At 73.4% G+C, this 26388-nt stretch carries 26 protein-coding genes; 11 read left to right on the top strand and 15 right to left on the bottom strand.

The genetic code is table 11. From position 1 onward, the window contains the following. Positions 1 to 23: 23 nt before the first annotated feature. Positions 24 to 656, bottom strand: coding sequence for a DUF305 domain-containing protein (locus tag ACZ7DY_RS15410; RefSeq protein WP_471136662.1), 633 nt, complete (start codon positions 654 to 656; stop codon positions 24 to 26). Between the two features lie 211 nt (positions 657 to 867). On the opposite strand from ACZ7DY_RS15410, the gene ACZ7DY_RS15415 reads away from it, so the two are divergent. Further along, positions 868 to 2370, top strand: coding sequence for an LVIVD repeat-containing protein (locus ACZ7DY_RS15415; protein ID WP_471135015.1), 1503 nt, complete (start codon positions 868 to 870; stop codon positions 2368 to 2370). On the opposite strand, the gene ACZ7DY_RS15420 is transcribed toward ACZ7DY_RS15415, so the two are convergent. After that, a complete protein-coding gene (locus tag ACZ7DY_RS15420; RefSeq protein ID WP_471135018.1) occupies positions 2358 to 3071 on the bottom strand; it encodes a TetR/AcrR family transcriptional regulator in 714 nt (237 codons plus the stop codon). The two genes, ACZ7DY_RS15415 and ACZ7DY_RS15420, sit on opposite strands and share 13 nt — an antisense overlap. Positions 3072 to 3307: 236 nt before the next feature. On the opposite strand from ACZ7DY_RS15420, the gene ACZ7DY_RS15425 reads away from it, so the two are divergent. Continuing rightward, the gene (locus tag ACZ7DY_RS15425) at positions 3308 to 3553 is read left to right on the top strand and encodes a DUF2630 family protein (protein WP_471135020.1); all 246 of its coding nucleotides are present in this window, start codon (positions 3308 to 3310) and stop codon (positions 3551 to 3553) included. A gap of 112 nt (positions 3554 to 3665) precedes the next feature. On the opposite strand, the gene ACZ7DY_RS15430 is transcribed toward ACZ7DY_RS15425, so the two are convergent. The 3 genes from ACZ7DY_RS15430 to ACZ7DY_RS15440 all read right to left on the bottom strand — a co-directional run bounded on the left by ACZ7DY_RS15430 (position 3666) and on the right by ACZ7DY_RS15440 (position 6143). After that, positions 3666 to 4361 (bottom strand): HAD family hydrolase, encoded by a 696-nt coding sequence (locus tag ACZ7DY_RS15430; protein ID WP_471135022.1) that lies wholly within the window; start codon positions 4359 to 4361, stop codon positions 3666 to 3668. 68 nt (positions 4362 to 4429) lie between these two features. After that, positions 4430 to 5116 (bottom strand): phosphatase PAP2 family protein, encoded by a 687-nt coding sequence (locus tag ACZ7DY_RS15435; protein ID WP_471135024.1) that lies wholly within the window; start codon positions 5114 to 5116, stop codon positions 4430 to 4432. A 91-nt stretch (positions 5117 to 5207) separates the two neighbouring features. Next, entirely contained in the window at positions 5208 to 6143 is a 936-nt protein-coding gene (locus ACZ7DY_RS15440; RefSeq protein ID WP_471135027.1) for a M56 family metallopeptidase, read from the bottom strand. Between the two features lie 139 nt (positions 6144 to 6282). On the opposite strand from ACZ7DY_RS15440, the gene ACZ7DY_RS15445 reads away from it, so the two are divergent. Continuing rightward, positions 6283 to 6924 (top strand): HAD family hydrolase, encoded by a 642-nt coding sequence (locus ACZ7DY_RS15445; protein ID WP_471135030.1) that lies wholly within the window; start codon positions 6283 to 6285, stop codon positions 6922 to 6924. Here ACZ7DY_RS15445 and ACZ7DY_RS15450 read toward each other — a convergent pair. Next, a complete protein-coding gene (locus ACZ7DY_RS15450; RefSeq protein ID WP_471135033.1) occupies positions 6893 to 7507 on the bottom strand; it encodes a DinB family protein in 615 nt (204 codons plus the stop codon). The two genes, ACZ7DY_RS15445 and ACZ7DY_RS15450, sit on opposite strands and share 32 nt — an antisense overlap. Positions 7508 to 7615: 108 nt before the next feature. On the opposite strand from ACZ7DY_RS15450, the gene ACZ7DY_RS15455 reads away from it, so the two are divergent. Beyond that, positions 7616 to 8953: a salicylate synthase gene (locus ACZ7DY_RS15455; RefSeq protein ID WP_471135035.1), complete on the top strand. Its 1338-nt coding sequence runs from the start codon at positions 7616 to 7618 to the stop codon at positions 8951 to 8953. Here the strand turns inward: ACZ7DY_RS15455 and ACZ7DY_RS15460 are convergent. Then, entirely contained in the window at positions 8943 to 10118 is a 1176-nt protein-coding gene (locus tag ACZ7DY_RS15460; RefSeq protein ID WP_471135038.1) for a cytochrome P450, read from the bottom strand. The two genes, ACZ7DY_RS15455 and ACZ7DY_RS15460, sit on opposite strands and share 11 nt — an antisense overlap. Positions 10119 to 10570: 452 nt before the next feature. Then, positions 10571 to 11125: a DUF5134 domain-containing protein gene (locus ACZ7DY_RS15465; protein WP_471135040.1), complete on the bottom strand. Its 555-nt coding sequence runs from the start codon at positions 11123 to 11125 to the stop codon at positions 10571 to 10573. Between the two features lie 223 nt (positions 11126 to 11348). On the opposite strand from ACZ7DY_RS15465, the gene ACZ7DY_RS15470 reads away from it, so the two are divergent. Continuing rightward, a complete protein-coding gene (locus ACZ7DY_RS15470; protein ID WP_471135043.1) occupies positions 11349 to 13103 on the top strand; it encodes an FUSC family protein in 1755 nt (584 codons plus the stop codon). Further along, positions 13100 to 13636, top strand: coding sequence for a MarR family winged helix-turn-helix transcriptional regulator (locus ACZ7DY_RS15475; protein WP_471135045.1), 537 nt, complete (start codon positions 13100 to 13102; stop codon positions 13634 to 13636). The genes ACZ7DY_RS15470 and ACZ7DY_RS15475 overlap by 4 nt, the downstream gene beginning before the upstream one ends. Positions 13637 to 13657: 21 nt before the next feature. Here the strand turns inward: ACZ7DY_RS15475 and ACZ7DY_RS15480 are convergent, their stop codons facing one another. Both ACZ7DY_RS15480 and ACZ7DY_RS15485 read right to left on the bottom strand, forming a co-directional pair. Next, complete coding sequence (locus ACZ7DY_RS15480; RefSeq protein WP_471135047.1) at positions 13658 to 14713, bottom strand: hypothetical protein; 1056 nt, start codon at positions 14711 to 14713, stop codon at positions 13658 to 13660. A 20-nt stretch (positions 14714 to 14733) separates the two neighbouring features. Next, a complete protein-coding gene (locus tag ACZ7DY_RS15485; protein ID WP_471135049.1) occupies positions 14734 to 16008 on the bottom strand; it encodes a PTS transporter subunit EIIC in 1275 nt (424 codons plus the stop codon). A 289-nt stretch (positions 16009 to 16297) separates the two neighbouring features. On the opposite strand from ACZ7DY_RS15485, the gene ACZ7DY_RS15490 reads away from it, so the two are divergent. Next, positions 16298 to 17056, top strand: coding sequence for a GntR family transcriptional regulator (locus ACZ7DY_RS15490; protein ID WP_471135051.1), 759 nt, complete (start codon positions 16298 to 16300; stop codon positions 17054 to 17056). Between the two features lie 190 nt (positions 17057 to 17246). On the opposite strand, the gene ACZ7DY_RS15495 is transcribed toward ACZ7DY_RS15490, so the two are convergent. Then, positions 17247 to 18593 (bottom strand): NAD(P)/FAD-dependent oxidoreductase, encoded by a 1347-nt coding sequence (locus ACZ7DY_RS15495; RefSeq protein WP_471135054.1) that lies wholly within the window; start codon positions 18591 to 18593, stop codon positions 17247 to 17249. 289 nt (positions 18594 to 18882) lie between these two features. On the opposite strand from ACZ7DY_RS15495, the gene ACZ7DY_RS15500 reads away from it, so the two are divergent. Then, the gene (locus tag ACZ7DY_RS15500) at positions 18883 to 20427 is read left to right on the top strand and encodes a carboxylesterase/lipase family protein (RefSeq protein ID WP_471135057.1); all 1545 of its coding nucleotides are present in this window, start codon (positions 18883 to 18885) and stop codon (positions 20425 to 20427) included. Between the two features lie 3 nt (positions 20428 to 20430). On the opposite strand, the gene ACZ7DY_RS15505 is transcribed toward ACZ7DY_RS15500, so the two are convergent. Next, the gene (locus ACZ7DY_RS15505) at positions 20431 to 20823 is read right to left on the bottom strand and encodes a VOC family protein (protein WP_471135059.1); all 393 of its coding nucleotides are present in this window, start codon (positions 20821 to 20823) and stop codon (positions 20431 to 20433) included. 81 nt (positions 20824 to 20904) lie between these two features. Between ACZ7DY_RS15505 and ACZ7DY_RS15510 the strand changes: the two genes are divergently transcribed. Continuing rightward, a complete protein-coding gene (locus ACZ7DY_RS15510) occupies positions 20905 to 21456 on the top strand; it encodes a GNAT family N-acetyltransferase (protein ID WP_471135062.1) in 552 nt (183 codons plus the stop codon). Between the two features lie 21 nt (positions 21457 to 21477). On the opposite strand, the gene ACZ7DY_RS15515 is transcribed toward ACZ7DY_RS15510, so the two are convergent. From ACZ7DY_RS15515 to ACZ7DY_RS15525, 3 genes are all read right to left on the bottom strand, one after another. Then, the gene (locus ACZ7DY_RS15515) at positions 21478 to 22161 is read right to left on the bottom strand and encodes a glycerophosphodiester phosphodiesterase (protein WP_471135064.1); all 684 of its coding nucleotides are present in this window, start codon (positions 22159 to 22161) and stop codon (positions 21478 to 21480) included. Between the two features lie 279 nt (positions 22162 to 22440). Beyond that, positions 22441 to 23136, bottom strand: a complete 696-nt coding sequence (locus tag ACZ7DY_RS15520; protein WP_471135067.1) for a PadR family transcriptional regulator — start codon at positions 23134 to 23136, stop codon at positions 22441 to 22443. Between the two features lie 200 nt (positions 23137 to 23336). Then, on the bottom strand, positions 23337 to 24890 hold the full coding sequence (locus ACZ7DY_RS15525; RefSeq protein WP_471135070.1) for a phosphatase PAP2 family protein: 1554 nt from the start codon (positions 24888 to 24890) through the stop codon (positions 23337 to 23339). Between the two features lie 160 nt (positions 24891 to 25050). On the opposite strand from ACZ7DY_RS15525, the gene ACZ7DY_RS15530 reads away from it, so the two are divergent. Together ACZ7DY_RS15530 and ACZ7DY_RS15535 are read left to right on the top strand one after the other, a co-directional pair. After that, a complete protein-coding gene (locus ACZ7DY_RS15530) occupies positions 25051 to 25425 on the top strand; it encodes a DUF488 domain-containing protein (RefSeq protein WP_471135073.1) in 375 nt (124 codons plus the stop codon). A 102-nt stretch (positions 25426 to 25527) separates the two neighbouring features. Further along, a complete protein-coding gene (locus tag ACZ7DY_RS15535; protein ID WP_471135075.1) occupies positions 25528 to 26322 on the top strand; it encodes an SDR family NAD(P)-dependent oxidoreductase in 795 nt (264 codons plus the stop codon). Positions 26323 to 26388: the final 66 nt, after the last annotated feature.

Below are 26388 nucleotides of genomic sequence, written 5' to 3' on the forward strand. Positions count from 1 at the left end.
GAATCCCCGGGACCGGGCTCCCGTCAGTCCATCTCCCGCATCCGGCCGATCTCGCTCGACTGCTGTGCCACGACGTCGTTCGCCATCTCCTCGACCTGGATGTTGTTGCCCTTGGCGAGCACGTCCGCGGCCATCGTCACCGCCCCGCTGTGGTGCGTGATCATCAGCTTCAGGAAAAGCTCGTCGAACGCCTTCCCCCGCGCGGCGCGCAACTGCCTCAGCTGGGCCTCGCTCGCCATGCCGGGCATCGCCCGGTGATCGTGTCCGCCGGGCCCCGCGTGATCGCGCGGGCCGCCGTGGCTCTTCAACCACCCCTTCATGGCGCCGATCTCGGGCCGCTGCGCGGCGCCGATGCGCGACGCGAGCCGCTTGACGCGGCTCGATCCGGCCCGTGCGGGGGCCAGTTCGGTCATCCGCAGCGCCTGGCCGTGGTGGACGATCATCATCTGCGTATAGGTGAAGTCGGCCGCGTTGGGGGAGTCGTCCTCGGCTCTCTGCTCCGCCGCGTCCCGTGCGGACAGCGTCTCCGCCGCCTCGCCCGGCCTGCCCGGCGCGATCACCGAGGGGCCGGACGACGCCCGGCCCCCGGCACCCGCCTTGCCGCCGCCGTCCGTGCCGGAGTCACACCCCCCGAGGACGAGAACGGCTGCCACCATGAACGCGCTGACTGCGGACGTACGGGAGTGGAGCACATGACCTCCTGTGACGCGCGGGCGAGTCGGGGCCGTACCGTCACGCGATGGCGCGGTGACGACCGGAAACTCTCGGTACGAGTCCGGGGCCCTCTGTTGATCTGTGCATGATGAGCACGATACTGCGGGTGTTCCGTGAACCGTTCAACTGCGAACGGTGACAAGGGAGGACGCAGTGACCCTGTCGAACAATCCCCGAACTCGGCGCAGACGTCTGGCAGTCGGCGCGGCGGCGGCCGGACTGCTGGCCGCGCTGCTCACCGCCGCCCCCGCGGGAGCGGTCCCCGACCCCGGCGACTCTCCCGCCGCACCGAAGAGCGTCTCCAAGAGCGACGTCGACGAGACGAGGAAGGCCATCGGGCGCGGGGAGATACCCGCGCCCGACGAGATCGTCCACTCGCCCAACATCGAGCACCTGGCCAACATCCCCAAGGACGCGCTGCCCGGCCTCAACACCGACATCGCCTTCCAGGGCAAGTACGCCTTCGCGGGCAACTACGACGGCTTCCGCATCTACGACATCAGCGACCCGAAGGCCCCGAGGACGGTCGCGCAGGTGCTGTGCCCGGGCGCGCAGAACGACATCTCCGTCTCCGGGAACCTGCTCTTCCTGTCCACCGACTCGTCGCGCAGCGACGACTCCTGCGCCAGCACCACGCAGCCCGCCACGGAGAAGTCGTCGTGGGAGGGGATGAAGGTCTTCGACATCAGCGACAAGTCGAACCCCAGATACGTCTCGGCCGTGGAGACCGCCTGCGGCTCCCACACCCACACGCTGGTGCCGGAGCGCAGGAACGTCTACGTGTACGTCTCCTCGTACTCCCCGAACGCGGCGTACCCCGACTGCAAGCCGCCGCACGACGGCATCTCCATCATCAAGGTGCCGCGCAAGGCCCCGCAGAAGGCCGCGGTCGTGAACTTCCCCGTCCTCTTCCCCGGTGAGGGACCCGACGGCGGCGGGAACCCGGGCGGCCCCACCAACCCGGGCGTCTCCAAGACCACCGGCTGCCACGACATCACGGTGCTGCCCTCCGAGGATCTCGCGGCGGGCGCCTGCATGGGCGACGGCATCCTCTTCTCCGTCAAGGACCCGGAGCACCCGAGGATCATCGACCAGGTCCAGGACAACACCAACTTCTCGTTCTGGCACTCGGCGACGTTCAACCAGAAGGCCGACAAGGTGGTGTTCACCGACGAGCTCGGCAGCGGCTCCGCCGCCACCTGCAACGAGGCCACAGGACCCCATCGCGGCGCCAACGGCATCTACGGGATCAAGGGCAAGGGCGACAAGCGCAAACTGGTCTTCAAGAGCTACTTCAAGATCCCGCGCCACCAGGCCGACACCGAGAACTGCGTGGCGCACAACGGCTCGTTGATCCCCGTCAAGGGCAAGGACCTGATGGTGCAGGCCTGGTACCAGGGCGGTGTCTCCGTCTGGGACTTCACCGACTCCGAACACCCCGAGGAGATCGGCTACTTCGAGCGGGGCCCGGTCACCACCGACAGGATCACCACGGCGGGCGCGTGGTCGGCGTACTACTACAACGGCCGCATCTACTCGAACGACATCGCCAAGGGCCTCGACGTCCTGAAGATCAACGACAAGCGGACCGACCCCGCACACCGGGTCCGCCTGCGCGAACTCAACGTCCAGACGCAGCCCGACTACTTCGACTGACCCGGCCGCACCGGGGAAAGCGGGCGCACCGGCCCGCTCAGAGGGGTACCGGGGCCGCCGCCCAGCGGGGTCCCGTGGCCGTTCACCACGGTCCCGTCGGGCGGTGTGCCGTCCGGCGGGACGCCGAGCTCCCAGCCGAGCCCGTACCGCTGGAACAGTTCGGCCCGCAGCGTCACCAGCGGCATCGGCGCCCCCGGGATGAGCAGGGCGAACACCGCGCCCATGAGCAGCGCCCGCAGCAGCGGATAGTCCCGGTCGACGTCCGGGGAGCCGTACCGCACCATGGTGTCGCGCAGCAGCTCCGCGAGACGCCGCTGCTCGGGGCATTGCACGAAGCCCTCCGCCTGCAGGATGCCCGCCATGTGCGTGCGCATGAGCAACGGCTCGTCGACCGCCAGGCTCAGGATCGCGTCGATGGCCCGCGCCATCCGCTCCCGGCCGTCGTCGGTGCGCGGCTCCCGCTCGAGCCCCGCCTCCAGCGTGCGGTGCATGAGCCGGTGCACGGCGGACTGCAGCAACTGGCGCTTGCCGGGGAAGTAATACGAGACGAGACCGCGGGCGGCGCCGGCGCGGTCCGCGATGTGGCCGAGCGTGGTGGCCTCGTAGCCGCGCTCGCCGACCAGTTCCACGGTCGCCTGCAGCAGACGCTCCCGGGAACGTCTGCGCAATTCTTCATTGACCGATGGGCTACGCGGGGACATTCTGTAACTCCTGCGTTGACTGGCTCCGAGCCAATATACTCAGTACGTCCCGGGGCGGCGTCTCCAGTGAGATGCCGCGCGGGTCGAAGAGGCCTGGGGCAGGCAGCACCGCGGGGGAGTGTTGCCTGCCCACAGGCGCGTCCACGCAGGTCGCGGATCCCCCCTGCCCGCTCTCTCCTCGCCGATCCGGCCCGGTCTCCTTACAGTGGGCCTGGGGGCCGAGGAGGCGTACCGACATGGACCAGCAGGAGATCCTGTCCCGCATCACCGCCATGGTCGAGGACGAGAAGAAACTGCGTGACTCCCTCGCCGCCGGCGAGATCGACCCGCCCACGGAGCGCGAACGGCTCGCCGCCCTGGAGCGCGAGCTCGACCAGTGCTGGGACCTGTTGCGGCAGCGCCGCGCCCGCACGGAGTTCGGCGAGGACCCCGACGGCGCGCAGGTGAGGCCGGCCGGCCAGGTCGAGGGGTACCAGTCATGACGGGTACGTCCTCGTACCGGCAGCCCCACCGGACCCGCTGACTCCACCGGCTCCACCGGCTCCCCTGTGCCCGCCGGGCCGAAGCGCTGCTCCCTCACGGTCGCCGCCCCCCTCACCCGACGAGGTCGAGGACGCGGCGCAGGGCGGACGGGCGCCGGTCGACCGGCAGATGGTCGACGAAGTGCACCCCGCATCCCAGACCGGCCGCCCCCGCGTCGGCCCGGCGGTCGTCGCCGACCATCAGGGCGTCCCGCGGGTCGACCCCCAGCGCGTCGCAGGCCGACGCGAAGAGCCGCGGGTCGGGTTTCTGGATGCCGTGTTCGTACGAGAGGACGTAGGCGTCGACGTACCGGTCGAGGCCGTGGGCGCGGAAGACGGGCCGCAGGTCCCAGCCGATGTTGCTGACCACCGCGACGCCGATGCCCCGCTCGCGCAGCCCGGCGAGCACCTCGGCGGCGTCGGCGTACGGCTGCCAGGCCCGCGGGGCCATGTGGCGTGCGTACAACGCCTCGTACAGGCGCGGGTCGGGCAGCTGCACCTGCCGCGCCAGGCCGGTGAACGCGGCCCGGTGCCGCTCGGCGCTCCGGTCGCGGACGGCCCACGCCGCAGCGAGGTGCCCCGGCACCGTGGCGGGGTGCGGGCCGCCGGGCAGCGCGCCCGCCCGCTCCAGCGCCGCGGCGACCCGCGCCGACTCCGCTTCTGGCAGCGGCACGTCGAGTTCGGCGAGGACGGCCCGCAGCCAGACCTCGGCCGGCTCGATCCGGAACAGCGTCCCGGAGAAGTCGAAGAGCACGCCCTTGATCGTCATGTTCTGATCCCCATGTCCTGTCCCTCCCCATCTGTGGGCAGGCTGTCCCACCCCCGGCCGACGGCCGGTCAGGTGTCGTCCGTGGCGCGCCTGCCGGGGCCGTACGTGTACGTCGCGACGGCCGACGCCACCGTCAGGGCGCCGAGCAGCCAACCGCCCAGCACGTCCGACGGCCAGTGCACCCCCAGCCAGATCCGGGTCAGCCCGACCCCGGCCACCGAGACCACGGCGAGGACCAGGCAGGTGCGCCACAGGAGAGGGCCGGCCCCGTACGTGCGCAGCAGCCACAGCAGCAGACCGCAGACGATCGTCGCCGTCATCGCGTGCCCCGAGGGGAACGCCGCGAAGTGCGCGGTGGCCACCGGGTCGGGCCACGACGGACGGGGCCGGTCGAGCGCCGCCTTGAGGCCCTGCTGCACCACCGAGCCGACCACACAGGCGCCGGTGAGCCAGAGCGCGAGCCACCACGCGCCGCGCGTCGCCAGCCCGATCACCACCACCGCGCAGAGCGCGCGCATCGTCCAGGGGTCCCACGCCCAGTCGCTGAGGATCCGGATGACCCGGGTGAGGGTGGGGTCTTCCACCGCCCAGCGGTGCGTGGTGCGCGCGATGTCGCCGTCGAGCGAGAGCAGCGGATGCCATTCCGCTCCGACCAGGAGGAGCAGGACGAGCGAGGGCACGCAGAGGGCCGCCGCGGTGAGCGCGGCCCGGGAGCGGGGCGGTCGGGTCGGGGAGTCGGTGGGCGCGGAGTACATACAGTGATCCTCGCCGACGGAGCGGGGGTGCGGCCATCTCGTGGCCGGGCGTGGCGCGAACCCGGGCCGGACGGTGGCGCACCGGCCGGGTCTAGCCGAGCGCGCGCAGGCCCGGCACGAAGGTGACGAGGACGGGGATGACCGGCACGAGCGCCGCCGTCGCGGTCAGGCGGAGCCGGCGGCCCGCGGTGAGGCGGGGGCGGGCCGAGAGCAGCCGGTGCACCCGCTGGGGGACGTGCGCCTGCTGGGCCGGGCAGGGGCCGAACACACCGCGGTCCTCGTTGAGTTCGATCAGGGCGAGGGCGATCGTCAGGCGGCCGAAGCGGCGCGAGGCCACATCGTCGGCGGCCAGCTCCACCAGCCGGTGCATCTCGTCGCGGAACGCGGCGAACACCCGTACCTGCGGAAAGCCGATGGCCAGCGCGCCCGAGCAGTGCAGCAGCCAGTCGTGTCTGGCCTGGGCGTGACCCTGCTCGTGCGCGAGGACCGCGTCGAGCTGACGGCCCTTCAGGCGCTGCAACGCGGCCGTGGTGATGACCAGTTGGGGCGCCTGGCCGGGCAGCCACCAGGCGTCGGGGCGGTCGCCCTCCAGGAGGACGAGACGGTTGGCGCCGGGCTCCTCGCCGGGCAACAGCGGGGAGCGGACGAGCAGTTCGGCCCGCCGCCCCGACCGCCGGATCCGCGCCCGCACGATCTCGCGGGCCAGCATGACCGCCGTCCACACACCGCCGCAGGCCAGCGCCACAGCGGTGGCCGCGGCCCACGGGCCGGGCGTCTGGAGGGCGTACGCCTCGACGACCGAATGCGGCGCAGGAGCGAAGAGGTGGCCGCGCACGGCCTGCCACGCGGCGGCGGCGCTCAGCGTCATCGAGAGCGCGCAGCAGAGCAGGACACCCGCCACCACGCACTGCCAGGTCCACAACGCCACCACGGGTTCGCGCTCCGGCCAGTCGGCCCGCGCGAGCATCCGGGGGGCCAGGACAGCGGTCAGGGCGCCCAGCAGCAACAGTGCGACGGGGACCATCATGGCGCCCAGCCTATGAGGGTGGGGCTACGGAGGGTATGGGCTGCCACTCCAAGTGACGCACGCCACGGCCGACACGGGTGTATTTCCCGTACGGGTGACGACCGCGGCCCGGGCGCCGGGACGCCGTAATGTGCTGACGGTGATCGAGACCATCGTGTTCGACGTGGGGGAGACCCTCACCAAAGACGACCGCTACTGGGCAGCGTGGGCGGACTGGCTCCAGGTGCCGCGCCACACCCTCTCCGCGCTCGTCGGCGCGGTCGTGGCGCAGGGCGGCGACGGCGCCGACGCGTTGCGGCTCATCAGCCCGGACATGGACATCGCCTCCGCCCGCCACGCGCGCGAGACCGCGGGCCGGGGCGAGCATCTGGCCGAGACCGACCTCTACGCGGACGTACGGCCCGCCCTCGGCGGACTCCAGAAGCTCGGCATCCGCGTGATCATCGCCGGAGACCAGACGTCGCGCGCCACCGAGCTCCTGCGCGCCCTCGACCTGCCGGCCGACCACCTGGTGACCCCGGACGACCGGGACGCGGCCAAGCCGGACCCCACCTTCTTCGCCAAGGTGCTCGACGTCGCCCAGACCGGCCCGCACGAGACGCTCCACGTCGGCGACCACCCCGCCCACGACGTGTTCGCCGCCAAACGGGCGGGGCTGCGGGTCGCGCACATCCGCCGCGGCCCGTGGGGGCACTACTGGGCGGACGACCCGGCCGTCATCGAGGCGACCGACTGGCGGATCGACAGCCTCACGGCACTCCCGGCCCTGGTCGCCCGCTGAACCCACCGCCGCGCCCCCCTTGGGCGGCCCGCTCGATCTCCGCGCGCCGCGCTTCGAGAAGGGCAGCTTCGCGCGGCGACGTCGCGTACTCGGCGCTCGTTCCCGTCGACCCGTCGAGCTGTTCGCGCAGAATGTCGGCGTGCCCGGCGTGACGGCTGGTCTCGGTGAGCACGTGGACCATGACGCCGAACAGCGTCACATCGGGCCGCGGCCACCAGGGCACGTGCCCGGGGGCGTCGAGGTCGAGGGCGGCGATGGTGGCGTCCGAGTGCTCGCCCACACGCCGGAAGCGTTCGACGATCCCGGTGCGCGTCTCGTGCTCGGCCGCCCACATCTCCGTGCCCCTCTGCCGCTCGTCGTCCCACCGGGGGAGGGGTTCGGGGAACGGCCGGCCGAAGACCTCGCCGAAGTACCGGGACTCCCAGAGCGACAGGTGCTTGACCAGGCCGAGAAGGTTCGTCCCCGTCGGGGTCATCGGCCGGCGGACGTCGTACTCGCCGAGCCCGTCCAGCTTCCAGAGCATCACTTCGCGAAGCCCTCGCAGGTCGTTGTGCAGGTGATTCTTCGCGCAGTCATCGGTCATGGGCCCCGAGCCTGCCACGGGTGGCGGTTGGCCGGTGCGGGGGCCGGGTAGTTTCCCGCGTCGACGACTCCAGGGCCCCGGATCCGAGGGCCCCGAGGGGAGCGGGTCATGGCCTACGTGAGCATGCAGGTTCCGGTCGCCGGGGATCCGTGTCCCGTCATGGCGCGGCTCGCCGAGTCGGTGGGCGCGGACGACCATCTCGTATACGAGAACCCGCCGTTGTGGAGCTTCGCCGCCGGACGCGTCGCCGAAGTGGTCGTCTCCGCCCACCGGTCGGTGTTCCGGGACGACCGCGGGGAGCATGTCCTGGGCCGCGATACCCGGTCGTTGCGAGAGGTGCCCCGGTTGCTGGACAGGGTGCGGCTCCCGGACTGGCGGGCGTACGGCATCGCCATGTTCGACCTGTCGTACGGCGAACCGGCCGACGGCGACGCGGAGTTGATGCGCCTGTTCGTGCCGCGCGTGGAGGTACGGATCCGCGACGGCCGGGCAGTGGTGCGCGGAGTGGACCGGGCCGAAGTGCGGGCCGTGGCCGAGGTCGTCTCCGCTCCCGTGCCGGACCGCCCCCTCCGTACCGTGCCCGTCGATGTCACGACGGAGGCCGGAACCGGAGCCGGCATCGGCTTTCGCGATCGAGTGGAGGCCGTGCTGCGGGAGATCCGGCACCGGGGACTGGAGAAGGTCGTCCTCTCGCGCGAGCTCCCGATCGACGCGGACGTCGATCTGTACGGATCGTTCGTGCTGGGACGCCGGAACAACACCCCCGCCCGCTCCTTCCTGCTCCGCATCGGCGGACTCGCGGCGGCCGGCTTCAGCCCCGAGATCGTCGCCGAGGTCTCCGCGGACGGGCGGGTGAGCACCGAGCCGCTGGCCGGTACCCGCCCCTTCCTGCACGACGACCCGGAGCGCACCGCACGGCTCGCCACCGAACTCCTTGGCGATCCCAAGGAGGTGTTCGAGCACGCCATCGCGGTGCGCAACGCCCTGAGCGACATGCGGTCCGTCTGCGCCGGGGAATCCGTCGCCCTGACGGACTTCATGGCAATCCGACCGCGCGGGAGCGTCCAGCACATCGGTTCGACCATCACCGGATCCCTGGCGCGCGGGCAGGGCCCGTGGGACGCCTTCGCCGCGCTGTTCCCCACCTTGATCGGCAGGCCGCGGCCGGACGCGTACGCCGTCCTCCGCGCCTACGAGGAGAGTCCCCGCGGGCTGTACGGCGGGGCCGTGCTCGCCGCCGACTCGGCGGGACGTCTCGACGCGGCCCTGGTGATCCGCGCCCTGTACCAGCAGGACGGCCGGACCTGGCTCCGGGCCGGCGCGGGCATCGGTGCCGGATCCACGCCGGAGCTGGAGTGGGAGGAGACGTGCCAGAAGCTGCGCAGCGTGTCGGCCGGCCTCGTGGTCAAGGAGGCCCGGCCCTCCCTCCGTTGCGTCACGGAATGAACCGCACCGGCAGCGTACGGAAACCGCGCAGGGTGCTGTGCAGCAGCCGTTCCGGCGCCCCGGCCGGCTCGATCGCCGACACGTGCCGGGCCAGCGCCCGGAGGGCGGCCTCACCCTCCATCCGCGCCATGGCCATGCCGACGCAGGCATGGATCCCGTGGCCGAACCCGAGGTGACCACATGTGCGGCGGGTGATGTCGAAGCGGTCCGGGTCCGGCCAGCGGCGGGGGTCCCGGTTGGCCGCTCCCATCAGCAGCATGACCTTGCTCCGCCCGGGCACCGGCACACCGCCCACCTCCACGTCGCGCGTGGTCGTGCGGAAGAAGAACGGTGCGGGGGACTCGAACCGCAGGGCCTCCTCGAAGGCCCCCCGGGCGAGGCCCGGTTCGGCGCGCAACCGCGCGTACTGCTCCGGGTGCGTGGCCAGGCACCAGATGGCGTTGCCCAGGGCGTGGGCCCGGGTCTCCACTCCGGCGGAGAGCAACACCCGTACCAATGACGCCGCCTCCTCGGGCGTGTGGCCCTCGGCGGCGGCGTGCTCGTGGACCCGGGCGCCGACACTGCCCGGCAGCAGGGCCGCTCCGCCGCAATGCTCCATGATCCATTCCCTGGTGGGCCCGGACGACGGCAGCGAAGAACCCAGCAGATCCACGCGCGGGACCTCGTCGTTCCATACGAAGCGGGCGTCCGCGGCGACACGCCTGCCGCGCTCGGCGGGGACGCCGAACACGTCGCTGACCGCCCGCAGCGAGAGCGGGACGGCCAGTTCGGTGACCGCGTCGAACGCCTTGCCGCCCACGAAACGGGTCACGGCCTCCTCGGCGGCCGTCGCAGCCCACTCCGCGAGCGGCGCCAGAGCGGCGCGGGAGAGCTCCCGCGCCACGATTCCGCGTGCCCGGGAATGCTCGGGCGGGTCGGTCTCCATGAGGGGCGCGGGCAGCCGCCAGGGGCTCTCGCGCGCGAAGTCGGCCGCGCCGATGCCCGCCGACGAACCGAACGTCTCCCAGTCGCGGAGCGCCGCCAGGACCTCCGCATACCGGGCACACACCCAGAACGGGCGCCGTTCCAGCCGGACGACGGGTCCGGCCGCCCGCAACACCGCATGCCCCGGATAGGGATCACGCAAGAACTCGACCGAGAACGGATCCACGTCACAGGGCGGCATGGACACCCATTGTGAAGCGCCACGGGCCGACTGAGTAGGACATGACGAGTCACTCGCCGACGAGATGCGCCCGGTACGGGTCGGCCTCCCGCAGATGGATGCGGTGCGCCACGGGCGGTCGGAACTGGGCGAGGCCGAGATCGGCGCCGGAGGGATCGGCGTGCGAGAGGCCCGCCCAGGCTGCCCGGGCCGCCCCGGACGTCAGGACCGCGGTTGCCCTGCGGTCGGTCGGCGGACGGTGGGCCCGGCGCCGGTTCCGGCCGTCGGCGCTCGCGACGGCCGCGCGTCTCGCGCCGGGTCGGTCCCGGGGCGGCGGCCATGGCCTGATGCCAAGGCAACGGGGCGACGGCCGGTCACCGCGGGGCCGGCCGTCGGGTCGGGCGTTCTCCCGTCGCGCAGATGGACTCCCGGGGCCGGGGTAGCCGGTCCCCCTCCGCGCGCCGCCTCGTCGTCTACAGCGTCAGCAGCATCGCCACCATCCCGATGCCCATCGAGAGCCGGCACGCCAGTGCCACCTCGGAGCGGTCCGCCCACCCCAGCACCGCGGGGCCGCCCGCAGGCGCCGAGACCGCCGCCGGGACGAGCCGCGCTCCCGACCACAGGACGTATCCGGCGAAGTACAGCAGGAGCGCCCCCGTGAGCGCGGGGCTGCCGGCGCCTCCGTGGCCCGCGTGCGCTCCGGGTGTCGTGGCCATCGCCACCGACATGTAGACCATGGCGAACGCGCCGACCAGGTGGTGGAGGTGGTGGCGGTCGGTGCGGGCCGCCCACCCGGTGTGCAGCGCAGCCGCGCCGAACACGGCGGCGTAGACGAGCCAGGCCCAGCGCGGCGGGGCGATCACGGCCGCGGGCACGGCCATCACCGCCATCCCGAACCCCATGAGTGCCTCGCCGCCGGCCGTGCGGCGCTGTTCCTCGATCCGGCTGCGCATACGCAGCAGACAGTAGGCCCCGGTCGCCGCGCACAGCGCGACGAGCATCCAGGCGGCCTGTGCCGGTCCGTGCACCGCACCCTCCCCCTGTCGACGGTGTCGTCGGGTCGATGCCCGGGCCAGGGAGGCCGTACGCGAGCGCACGGGGGTGCACGGGGAGCACGGGGGAGCGGGCGAGGCGCAGGGCGATCCAGGGCACCACCCGGACATCGACCGGAGACTGCGGAGACTGCCCTACAGCGACCGGTCACTACGGAGCCAGATCGTTTTCAGGTAAAACACTTGCTAACCTTTTGGTATGAGCAGCACGCCCCCACCCCAGCCGCCCGCCCCGACCCCGCCCCCGCACCAGCCCACCCGCACCGCCCGGGTCCGGCGGCTCCCGCTCGCCGGCGTGCTGCGGCCCGGCAAGCCCTCGGACATCTGGTTCAAGCCCGCGAGCAGCGTGGTCGTCGCCACTGCGATCCCAAACCTGACGCTGCTCGCCCTCGGCCGGCTCGACCTGGTGATGTACACGATGGCCGGATCGTTCTGCGCCCTGTACGCCCACAACCTCCCCTACGCCGCCCGCGCGCGGACCCTCGCGCTGGTCGTCGCGGGGATGACCGCGAGCATCGCCGTCGCCCTGGTCACCGCCTCGCTGACGGACTCCGCGGCGGTGCTCGTCGCGGTCGGCGCGCTGCTCGCCGCCGCGCAGAAGACGCTCTGCGACGCCACCCGCGTCGGGCCACCCGGCCACCTGATCTTCACCTTCATCAGCTCCGCCACCCTCTTCGCGCCGCAGACCCTGGGTCAGGTCCCCGGCCACCTCGCGCTGACCCTCGCGGGCGGTGCCGTCGCCTGGCTGGTCGGCATGGCGCCCGCCCTGGTGCGCCCGCACGGGCCGGAGCGCCGGGCCACCGCCCGCGCGCTGCGCGCCACCGCCGCCTACGCGGACGCGGCGCGCGCCGACGCCACCGGAGCGGGCACCGAACGGGCCAGGGCCGCCGCGGCCGGAGCCGTGCACGCCGCCTGGCAGTCGCTGCTCGCCACCGGCGCCCGGACCACCGCCGCCCGGCGCGCCCTGGCCCGTCTCGTCGTGCGCGCGGAGGAGGCGCTGGCGACCCCCGCCACCGCGGACACCGCCGCACTGCACGTCTGGGCGGCCGGGCTGCGCGGCACGGGCGCCGTACCGCGTCCCGGCCGCGCCCACCCGGGCGAGGAGGACGAGCTCCTCGGCGTGGCGGCCGAACTCGCCGGGCCGAAGGTGCCGTTGCGGCGGCGGCTCGCGCCCGGCTCCCCGCTGCTGCCCATCGCGCTGCGCACCGCCGTCGGCTGCGCCCTCGCCGGATACGGGTCGCTCGCGCTCGGCATCGGCCGCCCCTACTGGGCCCTGGTCACCGCGGCCTCCCTCTACCAGGCCAACGTCACGCTCACGTGGAACCGCGGCGTGCAGCGCGTGGTCGGCAACCTCGTCGGGGTGCTCGCCTTCGCCGCCATCGCGCCGTTCGCGCACCTCGGCCACGCCGAGCTGATCGTGAGCTGTCTGGCCCTCGCCTTCGGGGCGGAGGCGCTGATCACCCGCAACTACTGGCTCGGCACCGTCTGCGTGACGCCGATGGCGCTGCTCGTCACCGAGTTCGCCCGGCTCCAGCAGCCCGGCGAACTGATCCTCGACCGGGTCGTGGACACCCTCGTCGGTGCCGTCCTCGGCGTCGCGGCCGCGGTCCTCGTCACCAACCGGCGCGCCGCCGACCACATCGAGCGCGCCATCGAGGCCACCGACCGCGCGCGGGAGCAGGCCGAGGCCGCCCTCGTGGGGTCGGGCGAGGCCGGATCCGCCGGGCGCAGGCTCACCGCCGCCCTCGTGGAACTGCGCGCCGCCGCCGACGCCGCGGCCGGGGAGTGGTGGCAGCGCGCCCTGCCCGAGCAGCGGGTGCTCGCCGCCGAACGCGCCGGACACCGTACGCTCGCGGCGACGGTCCGCAGGCCGAACGGCCGAAGCGGTGAGAACAGTCAGGTGACGCGGCCCTGCGCGAGCGCCGCCGACGCCTGGGAGGGCGCACGAGCATGACGACGGAGAACGGCCCGGTGGCCGGCCCCGCCAAGGACACCGTGGCCGCGGTGGTACGGCAGTGGCAGGCGGTGCGACCCGACATCGACACCGGGCCCATGGAGGTGATCGGCCGCATCAACCGCTGCGCGGCCCTCCTCCAGCAGGCCGAGGACGCCCCGCTGCGCCGGGCGGGCCTGACCCGCGCCGAATTCGACCTGCTCGGCGCGTTGCGCCGCACCGGGCACGAACTGACCCCCGGCGAGCTGGCCCGGGAGACCTTCTCCTCCGGGGCGGCCGTCACCAAACGGCTCAAGGTTCTCACGGAGCGGGCGCTGGTCGAGCGGCGCGCCGACGCCCGCGACCGGCGGGTCGCACACGTGGGGCTCACCGACGCGGGCCGCGAGCTCGTCGACGCGATCCTGCCGGAGCAGCTCGCCTACGAGACGGTCGTGCTCTCCGTCCTCGACGGCGCGGGCCAGGGCCGACTGAGCGCCCTCCTCGGGGAGTTGCTCGCACAGCTGGAGGGCCGCCCCGGGGTGCCGCGGGGCTGAGGAGCCGGCCAAGCGGCCATGTCAGGCGTGGGTCAGCTCCGGGGAGCCGATGGCGAAGTCGCCCGGGTCCACGCCGCCTTCCTTGGTGTCGTCGTTGGCGAAGACGAACGACTCGATCGGCACGTCGCGCTCGGCGCTCAGCGTGCGGACCAGCTCCTGGGCGACCACTGTTTCGAGGACGACGCGCGGGGCGGCGGCGGTCTCCGGGAGGCGGACCACCGCGAGGTCGCCGGTGGCGGCGATGTCCTCGGTGGTGACCAGGAGCGTGAGGTGCCCGGCCGCGGAGAGGGTGCGGGCCAGATCGATCTCGCGGCCGTCGCCGAGGATGACGTGCAGGGTGTCGCCCGCCGACTCCATCTCGCCGTGGAGATAGGTGCGGGTGGCCGAGGCCGCGGCGGGCATCCGCGGCACCTCGCGCAGCAGCAGCGCCGCCTCCTCCGCCGCCGCGCGCGAGGCGCCGGCCGCGACACAGTCGGCGGCGACGCAGCGCCCGGCCCGGGGGCCGATCGGCGCGATGGCCGCGGCGGCGCGTTCGCGCACCGTCCGCAGCTGGGCGGCGATGCCGTGCCAGGGGTCGTCGCCGCGGCCCGCGATGGCCCCGGCGAGCAGGTCGAGGGCGACGACCGTGCCGGTGAAACCCACCGTGGAGGCGTACGAGTCGGGCTCATTGCCCAGGTCGACGGTGCGGTCCGCGAGGTCGCCGAGCGGGGACGGGGTGACGTTCAGCAGGGCCAGGGTCGGTGTGTCGCCAGCCGCCCCGAAGGCCGCGAGCGTCTCCGAGCTGCGGCCGCCCTGCGAGATCCCGAGCAGCAGGTCCGTGTCGAAGCCCGTCAGTCCGGCCTCCACCTCGTCGGACTGGACGCGCTGGGCCGCGACGCCGTGGGAGCGCAGCACGTGGACGGGGACGGCGAGCGCCGCGTACGAGGCGCCGATCCCGGCGAACAGAGGGCGCCGCACACCGCGCAGCGTGTCGAGCTCCGCGGCGGCGAGCTGGGCGCGGACGTGGGCGGCGATGCGCTCCAGTGCCTCGGGCTGGCCGTCCTGGCCGGCCTGGAAGGTGATGCGGGATCCGGACATGCGGGTTCCTTTCGGGGGCGTCAGGTGGTGGGAGGCGTGACGGAGCCGGTGGCGGCGGGGGCGTCGTCGGTGACGGTGGGCTCGTCGGCCGCGTCGTCGACCGGCTCGCGGCCCGGCGTGGGCAGGTCGAACCGCACGATGGCGAACCGGAAGATCGCGTAGTAGAGCGCGGCGAAGACCAGCCCGATCGGGATGAGCAGCCAGGGCTTCGTGGCGATGCCGAAGTTGACGACGTAGTCGATCGCGCCGGAGGAGAAGCCGAAGCCGTCCCGGATGCCGAGGGCGTAGCAGACGGCCATCGAGATGCCGAACAGCACCGTGTGGATCGCGTAGAGGACCGGCGCCACGAACATGAAGCTGAACTCGATCGGCTCGGTCACGCCGGTGACGAAGGAGGTCAGCGCGACGGAGAGCATCATGCCCTTGACGGCCTTGCGGTTCTCCGGACGCGCGGTATGCGCGATGGCGAGGGCGGCCGCGGGCAGCGCGAACATGTAGATCGGGAAGCCGCCGGTCATGAACTGTCCGGCGCTCGGGTCCCCGGCGAGGAAGCGGGCGATGTCGCCGTGGACCTCGGCGCCCGTCTGCGGATTGGTGTAGCTGCCGGCCTCGAACCAGGGGAAGAACGAGAAGAAGTGGTGCATCCCGACCGGGATGAGGGCGCGCACGACCACGCCGAAGAGGCCCGCGCCCCAGGCGCCGGTGCCCACCAGCCACTCGCCGAAGTGGAAGAACCAGCCGCCGACGGCCGGCCAGATGAAACCGAAGGCCGTGCCCATGACGACGCCCGCGAAGGCACTGAGGATCGGCACAAGGCGGCGTCCCCCGAAGAAGCCCAGCCAGTCGGGGAGCTTGGTGCGGCTGAAGCGCTGGTAGAGGAGGGCGCAGACCAGGCCCATCACGATGCCGCCCAGGACCTTGGCGTCCAGCGGCTGGCCGTCGACGCCCTTGGGGAAGGCGGGGCCGGCCAGGACGCTCTTGAAGACCAGGTAGCCGACCGCGGCGGAGAGGGCGGTCGAGCCGTCCGCCTTCTTGGCGAAGCCGATGGCCACGCCTATCGCGAAGAGCAGCGGCAGATTGTCGAAGACGGCCTGGCCGCCGGAGGAGAGGATCATGCCGGACTTCCGGATGATCTCGGGGAACTCCGGGCGGCTCAGCAGGTCGTCCTTGCCCAGGCGCAGCAGGAGAGCGGCGGCGGGCAGCACGGCCACGGGCAGCATCAGGCTGCGGCCGATGCGCTGCAGGACTGCCATGACGCCGCTGCCGGCTCGCTTCTTCGCGGTGGCCGTACTCATCCGTCTTCCTCCATGGGGCCCGGGGGGCCGGTGCCGTCGCACGACCGAAGGCCGTGGGGGCGAGAACACCGGGGGTCAGCGCGGGAGGTGCCCGCTCGCTGCCCTCACAAGGTAAGCAGTGGTCTGCAACTGGTCAACAGTGGTATTCATCTCGGGCCGGGATTCGGGTCTTGGGGGGAGGGCTGGCAGGTCGTAGGTCCTTGATGTGCAGGGGTGTACGGTCCGGGCGGGAGGTCCGTCAGTGGTCCGGAGTGGTATCGTTGCCCCTCGCCGACCTGGAGGTTCCCGCATGCCGGAGCACGCCCCCTCGGACCGCGCGCCCCGGCGTGCCAGCGGGGTCGCGCCCCTGTGGGCGCAGGCGGCCGACCTGATCCGCGAGGAGATCACCGGGCGCGGACTCGGCGCCGGGGCACGGCTGCCGTCCGAACGCGACCTGTGCGTCCGCTTCGACATCTCCCGCGTCACCCTGCGCAAAGCCCTGCTGCACCTCGTCGACCAGGGGCTGCTCACCGCCTCGCACGGGCGCGGCTGGTTCGTCGCCGAGCCCGCCCCCGCCCGGGAGTGGCCCAACGACCTGGAGTCGTTCACCGCCACCGCCCGCCGCAAGCACATGACGCCCGGCTCCCTCGTGCTGCGCCACGAGACCGTCGTGGCCTCCCTGGACGACGCCGACCGGCTCGACGTGCCCGCGGGCACCGCCCTGCTGCGGCTCGACCGGGTCCGCCTCCTCGACGACGTCCGGGTCGCCGTCGACCGCACCCTCGTCGCCGCGCGCCTCGTCCCCGGCATCGAGGAGGCCGACTTCACCTACGCCTCTCTCTTCGAGGAACTGCGCGCCCGCGGCGTCGAGTTGGACCGCTCCGAGGCGACCATCGAGGCCCGCACCGCGGGGCCCGAACTCGCCGGGCATCTCCACATTCCGGTCGGCTCACCCGTACTCGCCCTGGATCAGACCATCTACACGCGCGAACAGCGGCCCCTGCTGCTCTCCACCGTCGAGTACAGCGGCGAGCGCTACCGCCTGCGCACCACCTTCCAGCCGAGCTGACGGCCCCCCCCGTCAGGGCCGTACCGTCTCCGCGCAGATCCATGGTCCGCCCGCCGCGCCCCGTACGGGCCCGGCGTACGTCACCCGGGCGCGGGGCGATGGACCCGCGCGGTCACGGCCGAGGGCCCGGGCGTCACCCGCCCGGGCCCTCGTCGTCCTCCTGAGTGGGCGGGCGAGCGCCCGCTCCTCCTCACGCCGCAGCGACGTGCTTCTCGATCTGCTCCTGCGACAGGTACGCGTCGGTCTTCTCGAAGTCCGCGAGCGTGGCGGGACGTTGGGCCTGGAACCCGGTGCGCACGTAGTCGTCGCCCGCGAGCGCGTTGAGGCCCCAGTTGGCCGCCGTGCGGAAACGGGCGGTGACCGTGCGCAGCGCCCCCAGGTGGTAGCCGCGCGCCACCACCTGCGCGGGCAGCCCCGTCAGCTGCACGCCCATCGGCTTCGACACCGCCTGGATGCCGCCGAGGTCGACGACGAGTCCCATGTCCTTGTGCCGGTAGTCGGTGAGCGGGAAGCCGCGCAGCGCCGCCAGGACGTTCCTCGCCGCCGCCCAGCCCTGGCGCATGGCGTGCTGCGCGGTCGGCGGGCAGATCGCGTCGCCGCCCTTGACCACGTCCGGCACGGCCGCCGCGTCGCCCAGCGCGAAGACGCCGTCGAGACCGGGGACCGTCAGATCGGGCCTGACGACCAGCCGCCCCTTGTTCGTCTCGGCGTTCAGCGTCGCGATCAGCGGACTCGGCGCGACGCCCGCGGTCCAGATCAGCGTGCGGCAGGGCAGGACCCGGTCGTCGGTGAGCGTGACCGTGTCCTCGGTCGCCTTGGCGACGGAGACCCCGAGCGAGACGTTCACGCCGCGGCGCTGCATGATCTCCATCGCCTTCTCGCCGAGCCGCTCGCCCAGTTCGGGCATCAGCTTCGGGGCGACGTCCACCACGTGCCACTTGATCTGCGACACGTCGAGACCCGGGTAGCGCTTGACGGCGGCGCAGGTCAGGCGCTGGAGGTACGCGGCCGTCTCCACGCCCGCGTAACCGCCACCGACCACCACGAACTGCAGCCGCTGCTCCCGCTCCTCGCGGCTGGACGTCGCCGCGGCCAGGTCCAGCTGGGAGATGACGTGGTCGCGGATCCAGGCGGCCTCGGCAAGCGTCTTGACGCCCACCGCGTGTTCGGCGACGCCGGGGATGTCGAACTGCCGCGTGACGCTGCCCGGCGTCAGGACCAGGTAGTCGTAGCGCTCCACGACCTCCTCGCCGTTGATCTTCCGTACGACCACGGCCTTGGCCTTGGGATCGATGCCCACGGCGCCGCCCGGCACGATCGAGGTGCGCCGCAGCATCCGGCGCAGCGGCACCGCCACCGACTGCGGGGTGAGCACCCCGGAGGCGACATGGGGCAGCAGGGGCAGGTAGAGCTGATGATCCTGTGGGCTGATCAGCCGCAGCTCCGCCTCATGGGGCGATAGCTTCTTCTCCAGCTTGTGCGCGCACTCCATGCCGGCGAAACCGCCGCCGACGATGAGGATCCGGGGAGCTGCCATGGGATGTCTCTCCTGAGCTCTGGGAGATCGACTTCAGGGCCGTCAGGTCTTTCGGGGCTGTGGATGATCTTCTGCGGACCGTACCCGTGGCCTTGTACCCCTGCATCCCGGATGGATTGCTCGTGTGACGTGGTTCACAGCGGCGAGCCGGTGGGAGGCGGGTCCGCCGCCCCGCGCGCCCGCCCGTAAATGGCTGGCGCGGGCCGCGGGCGCGGCGGGATGCTCCGTGGTGTCCGGGCCCGCGCGGGTCCACGGGTCCGCGTTCCGCCTGCCGAGTGGGGGAGTTGTGATGGCCGCTGCCGAGTCCCAGGACCCCGGTCCCCGCCCCGAGGTCCGCACGCCCGCGGGGGTGGTGCGCGGCCGCCACGAGGCGGGGGTCGCGGTCTTCCGCGGCATCCCGTTCGCCGAGCCCCCGGTCGGCGCGCTGCGCTTCGCCGCCCCGCGGCCGGTACGGGGGTGGACCGGGGTGCGGGAGGCCACCGCCTACGGGCCCCCGCCCCCTCAGGGCGGCCACTTCGGCATGGACGCGCTGGCCCGGGAGACGGCGGGCGACGACTGGCTGACGGTCAACGTCTGGTCCCCGGAGCCCGTGCCGGACGCCGGGCTGCCGGTGATGGTGTGGATCCAGGGCGGCGCCTACACCATCGGCATGTCCGGCCTTCCCGAGTACGACGGCGGCCGCCTGGCGCGGGACGGCCGGGTCGTCGTGGTGACGTTCAACTACCGCGTCGGACTCGAGGGGTTCGGCCAGTTGGAGGGCGCGCCCGCCAACCGCGGACTCCTCGACCAGATCGCCGCCCTTCAGTGGGTGCGGGACGGCATCCGCGCCTTCGGCGGCGACCCGGGGCGCGTCACACTCTTCGGCCAGTCGGCGGGCGGCGGATCCGTCGCCGCGCTGCTGGCCATGGACGGCGCGGCCGGGCTCTTCCGCCGGGCCGTCGCGCAGAGCGCACAGGGCACGTTCTTCGCGCCGGAGCTCGCCGCCGACATCGCCGCCGCGTGCGCGGCGGAAATGGGCGTACGGCCCACGGCGGCCGCCCTCCGCGACATCGGGCCGCACCGGCTGGCCGCGGCGGGGGACGCGGTCGGTGCCGGGGCGGCCCGCTGGGCCGACCGGTGGGGAGCGCCCGCGCACCGCTCGGTCATCTTCTCGCCGGTCGTCGACGGCGAGGCCCTGGCCACCACGCCCTGGCAGGCACTGGCCGACGGCGCGGGCCGGCACGTCGAACTCCTCGTCGGCCACACCCGCCACGAACAGCGGCTGCTCACCGCCCTGGACGGGCGGCTCGGCCAGATCGACGAGGAACAGGCCACGATCGCCCTGCGCGTCTTCGCCCCGCCCCCGGACGGCCCGCGCCGCTACCGCGCCGCCTTCCCGGCCGCCGGCCCGGACGAGCTGCATGAACTGGTCCTGTCCGACTGGCTGTTCCGCATGCCGACCCTCCACCTCGCCGAGGCCCAGACCGCCGCGGGCGGCCGCGCCCACGTCTACGAGCTGAGCTGGCCCGCCCCGGGCATGGAGGGCGCGCTCGGCGCCTGCCACGGCCTCGACGTCCCCCTCGTCTTCGGCACCGTGGACCGCGGTCAGCCCGCCGCCCTGATCGGTTCGGCACCCGCGGCGGTGGCCGAGGCGGAGGAACTCTCCGCGCTCATGCGCGCCGCGTGGACGTCGTTCGCCGCCCACGGCGACCCCGGCTGGCCCCCGTACGACACCGATCGGCGCCTGGCACGCGTCTTCGACGTCCCGTCCACCGTCACCGCCTACCCGCAGGAGCCGTCCCGCCTGATCTGGCGGGACCACACCTTCGGGGTGCTGGCGCCGGCCGGCGGTTAGGCGTCAGATGCCGGGACGGTAGCGGATCGGGTGGTCGTGCGGGACCTCGACGAGAACGATCCTGACGCCGTCCGGATCCGCGATCCACATCTCCACGAGGCCCCACGGTTCCCGCACCGGCGGCCGCAGCACCTCGACGCCGTTCGCCAGCATCTCCTCGTGGGCCGCGCGGACGTCCGCGACCTGGAGCCACAGCTGCATCCCCGGTGAGGGCGGCGCCTCGGAGCGCCCGGAGAGCTCGAGGAAGCCGCCGCCGAGGAAGTAGACGGTGCCGCGTTCCGGCCCTGTGCCGAACTCGCGGTAGACGGCGAGGCCGAGCGCCTCGCCGTAGAAGGCGCGGGAGCGCTCCGGGTCGGTCGGGCGCAACAGGGTCCTGCCGCTCAGTACATGCACCATGCGGCCGCACCTTAGCGGTCCCGGCGGCGGGTTAGGCTCGGCGAAGTCACCGTCCGCGCCAAGAATCGGAGAGTCAGCTCCATGGACACCGCCCCGCGCCCCACTTCCGGCGAGCTCACCTACCGGGACGCCGCCGCGGCCGACGTCGACGCGCTCGTCGCGCTGGTCGAGTCGGCGTACCGCGGGGACGCGAGCCGGGCCGGGTGGACCACCGAGGCTGATCTCCTGGAAGGGCAGCGCACCGACCCGAAGGGTGTCGCCGCGGTCATCGAGTCGCCCGCGAGCCGGCTCCTCACCGTCGAGAGGGACGGCCGGATCGTCGCCTGCTGTCAGCTCGAACACCGCGGCGACCACGCCTACTTCGGGATGTTCGCGGTGAGCCCGGCCCTCCAGGGCGCGGGACTCGGCAAGGTGATCATCGCCGAGGCCGAGCGGCTCGCCCGCGAGACGTGGGGCGTGCGCGAGATGCACATGACGGTGATCAACGCCCGCGAGGACCTCATCGCCTGGTACGAGCGGCGCGGATACCGCCGTACGGGAAAGATGACGCCTTTCCCGTACGGCGACGAGCGCTTCGGCATCCCGCAACGCGACGACCTGCAGTTCGAGCTGCTCGTCAAGGAGCTCGGCTGAGCCCGGGCCGCGCAGTGCCGCCTACGCCGTGAAGCGGCCCGTCCGCTTGATCTCGGGGTAGTCGGTGGTCGCCCCGTCCAGCTGCAGCGCCCGCACCAGGCGCAGGTCGTCCTGCGTGTTCACGACCCAGCCGATGATCCGCAGGTCGGCCTTCCTGGCGCGCTCGACGATCTCCAGGGTGAGCCGCCGGATGTTGAGGACGAGGGTGGTCGCGCCGACGGCCGTGGCGCGCTCCACGACGTCCGTGCCGTAGCGGCTGGCGACCAGCGCGGTGCGGACCCCGGGGACCAGGCGGGAGATCTCGGCGATCGCCTCGTCGTGGAAGGAGATCACCTCCACGCGGGCGACCAGGTCGCGGCTGAGCATGACCTCGGCGAGGGCGCGCGCGGCCGCGACGTCCTTGATCTCGGCCTGCAGCGGGGCCTTCACGGCGTCCAGGACCTCTTCGAAGGTGGGGACGCGCTCACCGCGGCCCGCGTCGAGCTCCCGCAGTTCGGCGAGGGTCTTCTCGGCGATCGGCCCCTTGCCGTCGGTCGTACGGGCCACGTCGGCGTCGTGCATGACGACCAGGGCGCCGTCCTTGCTCAGATGCAGATCCAGCTCGATGAGGTCGAGGCCCGCGGCTTGGGCGGCGATGAAGGAGCGGAGGGTGTTCTCGGGCTCGACGCCCATGACCCCGCGATGACCGATGGTGAGGAAGTTCAAGATCCACTCGCTTCCGTCGACGGAGGCTCGGCGACCGCGCGGCGAGGACGGAAGAACCGCGCGGCAATGTCGCAGCCTAATGGCCCGACACGGTGAGGGAACCGCCCGGTCGGGGGTGAGTGGAGCTGTCCGCCCTGGTTCCGGCGATGCCGAGAAGCACTCCGGTGATCAGGGCGGCGACAAGGACGGCGCGGGTGCTCACGGGTGCGCTGCTTTCTGGGACGGGGGACGGTGACCCCGCCCGTCCTACCGGCAGGAGAGCCGCCGGTGCGAGCCGCTTCACCCGGGGGTGGGCGCGTCCCCCGGGGGTTGACGGGGGGCGCGGGCCTCGCGCGGGCCGGGGGGGTGGGCCGGCGCCCGCGCCCCGGCCGCCTCCAGCGCGTCGAGGTCCCCGAGCATCGCCTCGGCCTGCGCCACCTCGGAGACCAGACGCCGCTCGCTCCAGCGCAGCGCGACCTGCGGGTGGGACCAGGCCTCGGCGCCGTCCGCCCGCGCGAGGGCCTCCCGCACCTCCTTCAACTCGCCCTCCGTCCGCGCGATGTGCTCGGCGACGAGGGCCCGCAGGTGGTCCGGTGCCGTGAGGTGGCCGAGCCAGACCCGCAGCAGCAGCGGGTGCTTCAGGACGGGCGGCCCGGCGTCCCGGCCGCCGCCGGCCCACGTCGCGAGCGCGCTCCGGCCCGCCTCGGTGATGGCGTACGACCGCTTCGCGCGGGGCTCTTCGGGGCCGGAACGCCGCGAGGTGGCATAGCCGGCCGCTTCCAGGCGGCGCAGTTCGGCGTAGATCTGGCTGATGGCGGGCGACCAGTAGAAGAAGCGGAGCGAGGCGTCGGCCCACTTCTTGAGCTCGTACCCGGTCCGCTCCCCGGGGAACGAGAGCAGCCCGAGCACCGCCCAGGCGGTCGGCGGCAACTCGTCCGCGGAGGAACCGCCCTGCTGCGGCGACGAGGTGCGCGAGGTCGTACGACGGGCTGCCATAGGCGGCATTGAAGTGAACGGGTTAGGCCTGGCGCAAGGTCCGGGCGGGGCGGGGTCTAGGGCGGCGAGGCGGCGTCGCGGCCGGAGCGGCCGGAGCGGCGGCGGGCAGGCGCGCAGGCCGTCGGAGAGGAGCCCGGGGGGGAGAGAGAGCAGGTCGCATGGCCATGGCGGAGGGCCAAGGCGAGGGCCGCCCCGCCGGATCAGGTCGTAGAGCCGGGGCGTGGGTGGCGGTTTGCTGCCAGGGTCATCGTGCGGGCCCGCTGCGCGATCTCGTCCAGCTGGGCCGCCGGACTGTAGACCGTCAGCGCCGCGGGCCGCTTGTCGAGGACCAGGGCGTCCGGCGCCGGCGCGGTCTCACCGTCGTACGCGAGGGACTCCACGTCCGCGAGACCGCTGAGCCCGAGCCGTTCGACGCGCTCGGCGCGGAAGACGCGGGAGCGGCGCAGCGCCCCGCCGAGGGCCGAGAGGGCGACCCGGGTACGGGCCAGCGGCGCCTCCGCGTCGACCGTGCGGACGTCGAGCAGACCGTCGTCCATGCGGGGCCGGTGCGTGGGCGCGAGGCCGTCCGGCACGTACTGTCCGTTGCCCGCGAAGAGCAGCCACAGGACTCGGTCGTGGCCGTCGAGGCGGATCCGCAGCGGGGTCGCGGTCCGCAGCACCTCCACGAACGAGACGGCCGCCGCGGGCCACTTGCCGAGGCGGCCCTCCAGCTTCTCGCGCTTGCGTACCAGCTCCGGATAGAGCCCGATGCTGAACGTGTTGACGAAGCCGGCGACCTCCGCGCCGTCGCCGTCGCGCACCCGGGCCAGGTCGACGCGGACGGCCTCGCCGCGCAGTACGGCGTGGGCGGTGTCCTCGAAGGTGGGCGTGCCGGCGTCCAGGGCGAAGTGGTTGAGGGTGCCGCCGGGGAAGACCGCCAGCGGCAGACCGGCCGCCGCCGCCCGGCGCGCGGCCGCGTTCACCGTGCCGTCACCGCCGCAGACCCCGAGCACGCCGCCCGCACCGGTGGCGCGCGCCACGGCCTTGTCCAGGATCTCGTCGAGGTCGTCCCCCGGGCCGACCGCCAGGACCTCGGCCTTCGGCAGCAGCAGCCCCAGGTGCTCGCGGGCGGGCAGCCGCCCCGGCACGCCCTTGCCGGCACCGGAGTTGAGGACCACGACCAGCCCCTCCCCGTCCGGCAGCGCGGGCGCCGCCACCCGGGTCCGCCGGTGCCGGGCGGGCGAGGGTCGCGGCGGCCACCAGTAACAGGTGACCGCCGCCGCGGCCGCGCCCAGCGCACAGCCGGCGAGCACGTCACCGGGGTAGTGGACCCCCACGTACACGCGGGAGAAGGCCACGGCCGCGGCGACCGGCGCGAGCAGCGCGCCGTACCGGGGCGTCTCCAGGCCCACGCCCACGGCGAACGCCGCCGCGGAGGCGGAGTGCCCGGACGGGAACGACGACGTCCACGGAGCCTTTCCCAGATGCCGCACGGCGGGGACCGCGTGCAGCACGGGCCTGCGGCGGCGCACGGCGTACTTGGCCACGACGTTCGTCGTCAGCGAGGCCAGCGCGAGAGCGCCGATCCCGCGCCGCGCGGCACGCCGGGCCGCGGGACCGCCCAGGGCCGCGAGCGCCGCCGCCGAACCGAACCAGAGCCGCCCGTGGTCGGCCGCCGAAGTCAGCGGCGGCAGCACCTGCTCCGCGCCGGGCAGCCGCGCCGACGCCACCCGTTCGAACCACCGCCGGTCGATGCTGCCGATGCGTCCCGTCATGGGCTCACTCGATCAGGACGGCACGGCGAAGGCCCGCGCTGCACGTCCGAACGGGGGACACCCGCGGACCCGGCGTGAGTCCGGCGCCGGGGAACGGCGGTTGGCAGGGGCGCGGCACCACCCGCAGCCTGGGGGTGGACCCGACCGGACGGAGGACACGATGACGCCGAGCCGTTCCCTCGACGTACAGGTCAAACGCGTCTACGACGAGGCGTCGCCGGACGACGGCACCCGCGTCCTGATCGACAGGCTCTGGCCGCGCGGCGTGTCCAAGGAGCGGGCGCGGCTGGACACCTGGGACAAGGAACTGGCCCCGTCGAACGAGCTGCGCCGCTGGTACGACCACGACCCCGAGCGCTACGAGGAGTTCGCCGAGCGGTACCGCCACGAGCTCGCGGACCCCGACCGGTCGGCGGAACTCGACCGCCTGCGGAGCCTCGCCCGCGAAGGCCGCCTGACCCTGCTCACCGCGACGAAGGACCTCCCGCACGGGCACGTCCGCGTGCTCGTCGAGGCCCTGAAGCGCCGACGCTGAGCCGCGGGCCACAACACACCACACGGCCCGCAATGGACTCGCCCGCCGTACTACAGCCAAACCTTCGCGCCCCGAGAACCCGCACCCCAGGAGGTAAGCACCGTGCTGATCGACCTTTCCGGCAAGACCGCGCTCGTCACCGGATCGACCCAGGGAATCGGCGCGGCGATCGCCGTCGGCCTGGCGCGGGCCGGCGCCCGCGTCGCGGTCAACGGGCGGTCACGGGACTCCGTGGATGCCGCCGTGGACCGGCTCAGGGGCGAGTGCGGCGGTGCCGAGCTCCTCGCGGCGCCGGGGGACATCTCGACCGAAGAGGGCGCCGGGCAGGTCTTCGACGCCGTGCCGCGCGCGGACGTCCTCGTCAACAACCTCGGCGTCTTCGGAGCCGAGCCCGCCCTCGACATCAGCGACGCCGAATGGCGCCGCTACTTCGAGGTCAACGTCCTGACGGCGGTACGGATGATCCGCCATTACCTGCCCGGCATGAAGGAGCGCTCCTGGGGGCGGATCCAGAACATCGCCAGCGACTCGGCGCTCGTCACGCCCGCCGAGATGATCCACTACGGCATGTCGAAGACCGCGCTGCTCGCGGTCTCCCGGGGATTCGCGAAGGAGGCGGCGGGCTCCGGCGTCACCGTCAACTCCGTGCTCGCGGGACCGACGCACACCGGCGGCGTGGAGGACTTCGTCCACCAACTCGTCGACCGTGCCGTGCCCTGGGAGCAGGCGCAGCGGACGTTCATGACCGAGCACCGCCCCCAGTCGCTGATCCAGCGGCTCATCGAGCCGGAGGAGATCGCGAACATGGTCGTCTACCTCAGTTCACCGCTGGCGTCCGCGACGACCGGCGGCGCCGTGCGGGTCGACGGGGGATACGTGGACTCGATCGTTCCGTAGCCGCTTCCCATAGCCACCTCTCGTAGCCACCTCCAACGATCGGCGCCGGGGCGCGATTTGCCGGTT

The sequence above is a fragment of the Streptomyces sp. NPDC037013 genome, assembly GCF_055607265.1.

Bases quoted from the DNA above. Each gene is read 5' to 3' on its own strand.
- ACZ7DY_RS15410 (WP_471136662.1), bottom strand. From the start codon at position 656: ATGGTGGCAGCCGTTCTCGTCCTCGGGGGGTGTGACTCCGGCACGGAC.
- ACZ7DY_RS15420 (WP_471135018.1), bottom strand. From the start codon at position 3,071: ATGTCCCCGCGTAGCCCATCGGTCAATGAAGAATTGCGCAGACGTTCC.
- ACZ7DY_RS15425 (WP_471135020.1), top strand. From the start codon at position 3,308: ATGGACCAGCAGGAGATCCTGTCCCGCATCACCGCCATGGTCGAGGAC.
- ACZ7DY_RS15430 (WP_471135022.1), bottom strand. From the start codon at position 4,361: ATGACGATCAAGGGCGTGCTCTTCGACTTCTCCGGGACGCTGTTCCGG.
- ACZ7DY_RS15435 (WP_471135024.1), bottom strand. From the start codon at position 5,116: ATGTACTCCGCGCCCACCGACTCCCCGACCCGACCGCCCCGCTCCCGG.
- ACZ7DY_RS15440 (WP_471135027.1), bottom strand. From the start codon at position 6,143: ATGATGGTCCCCGTCGCACTGTTGCTGCTGGGCGCCCTGACCGCTGTC.
- ACZ7DY_RS15450 (WP_471135033.1), bottom strand. From the start codon at position 7,507: ATGACCGATGACTGCGCGAAGAATCACCTGCACAACGACCTGCGAGGG.
- ACZ7DY_RS15455 (WP_471135035.1), top strand. From the start codon at position 7,616: ATGGCCTACGTGAGCATGCAGGTTCCGGTCGCCGGGGATCCGTGTCCC.
- ACZ7DY_RS15460 (WP_471135038.1), bottom strand. From the start codon at position 10,118: ATGCCGCCCTGTGACGTGGATCCGTTCTCGGTCGAGTTCTTGCGTGAT.
- ACZ7DY_RS15470 (WP_471135043.1), top strand. From the start codon at position 11,349: ATGAGCAGCACGCCCCCACCCCAGCCGCCCGCCCCGACCCCGCCCCCG.
- ACZ7DY_RS15475 (WP_471135045.1), top strand. From the start codon at position 13,100: ATGACGACGGAGAACGGCCCGGTGGCCGGCCCCGCCAAGGACACCGTG.
- ACZ7DY_RS15480 (WP_471135047.1), bottom strand. From the start codon at position 14,713: ATGTCCGGATCCCGCATCACCTTCCAGGCCGGCCAGGACGGCCAGCCC.
- ACZ7DY_RS15485 (WP_471135049.1), bottom strand. From the start codon at position 16,008: ATGAGTACGGCCACCGCGAAGAAGCGAGCCGGCAGCGGCGTCATGGCA.
- ACZ7DY_RS15490 (WP_471135051.1), top strand. From the start codon at position 16,298: ATGCCGGAGCACGCCCCCTCGGACCGCGCGCCCCGGCGTGCCAGCGGG.
- ACZ7DY_RS15495 (WP_471135054.1), bottom strand. From the start codon at position 18,593: ATGGCAGCTCCCCGGATCCTCATCGTCGGCGGCGGTTTCGCCGGCATG.
- ACZ7DY_RS15500 (WP_471135057.1), top strand. From the start codon at position 18,883: ATGGCCGCTGCCGAGTCCCAGGACCCCGGTCCCCGCCCCGAGGTCCGC.
- ACZ7DY_RS15505 (WP_471135059.1), bottom strand. From the start codon at position 20,823: ATGGTGCATGTACTGAGCGGCAGGACCCTGTTGCGCCCGACCGACCCG.
- ACZ7DY_RS15510 (WP_471135062.1), top strand. From the start codon at position 20,905: ATGGACACCGCCCCGCGCCCCACTTCCGGCGAGCTCACCTACCGGGAC.
- ACZ7DY_RS15520 (WP_471135067.1), bottom strand. From the start codon at position 23,136: ATGGCAGCCCGTCGTACGACCTCGCGCACCTCGTCGCCGCAGCAGGGC.
- ACZ7DY_RS15525 (WP_471135070.1), bottom strand. From the start codon at position 24,890: ATGACGGGACGCATCGGCAGCATCGACCGGCGGTGGTTCGAACGGGTG.
- ACZ7DY_RS15530 (WP_471135073.1), top strand. From the start codon at position 25,051: ATGACGCCGAGCCGTTCCCTCGACGTACAGGTCAAACGCGTCTACGAC.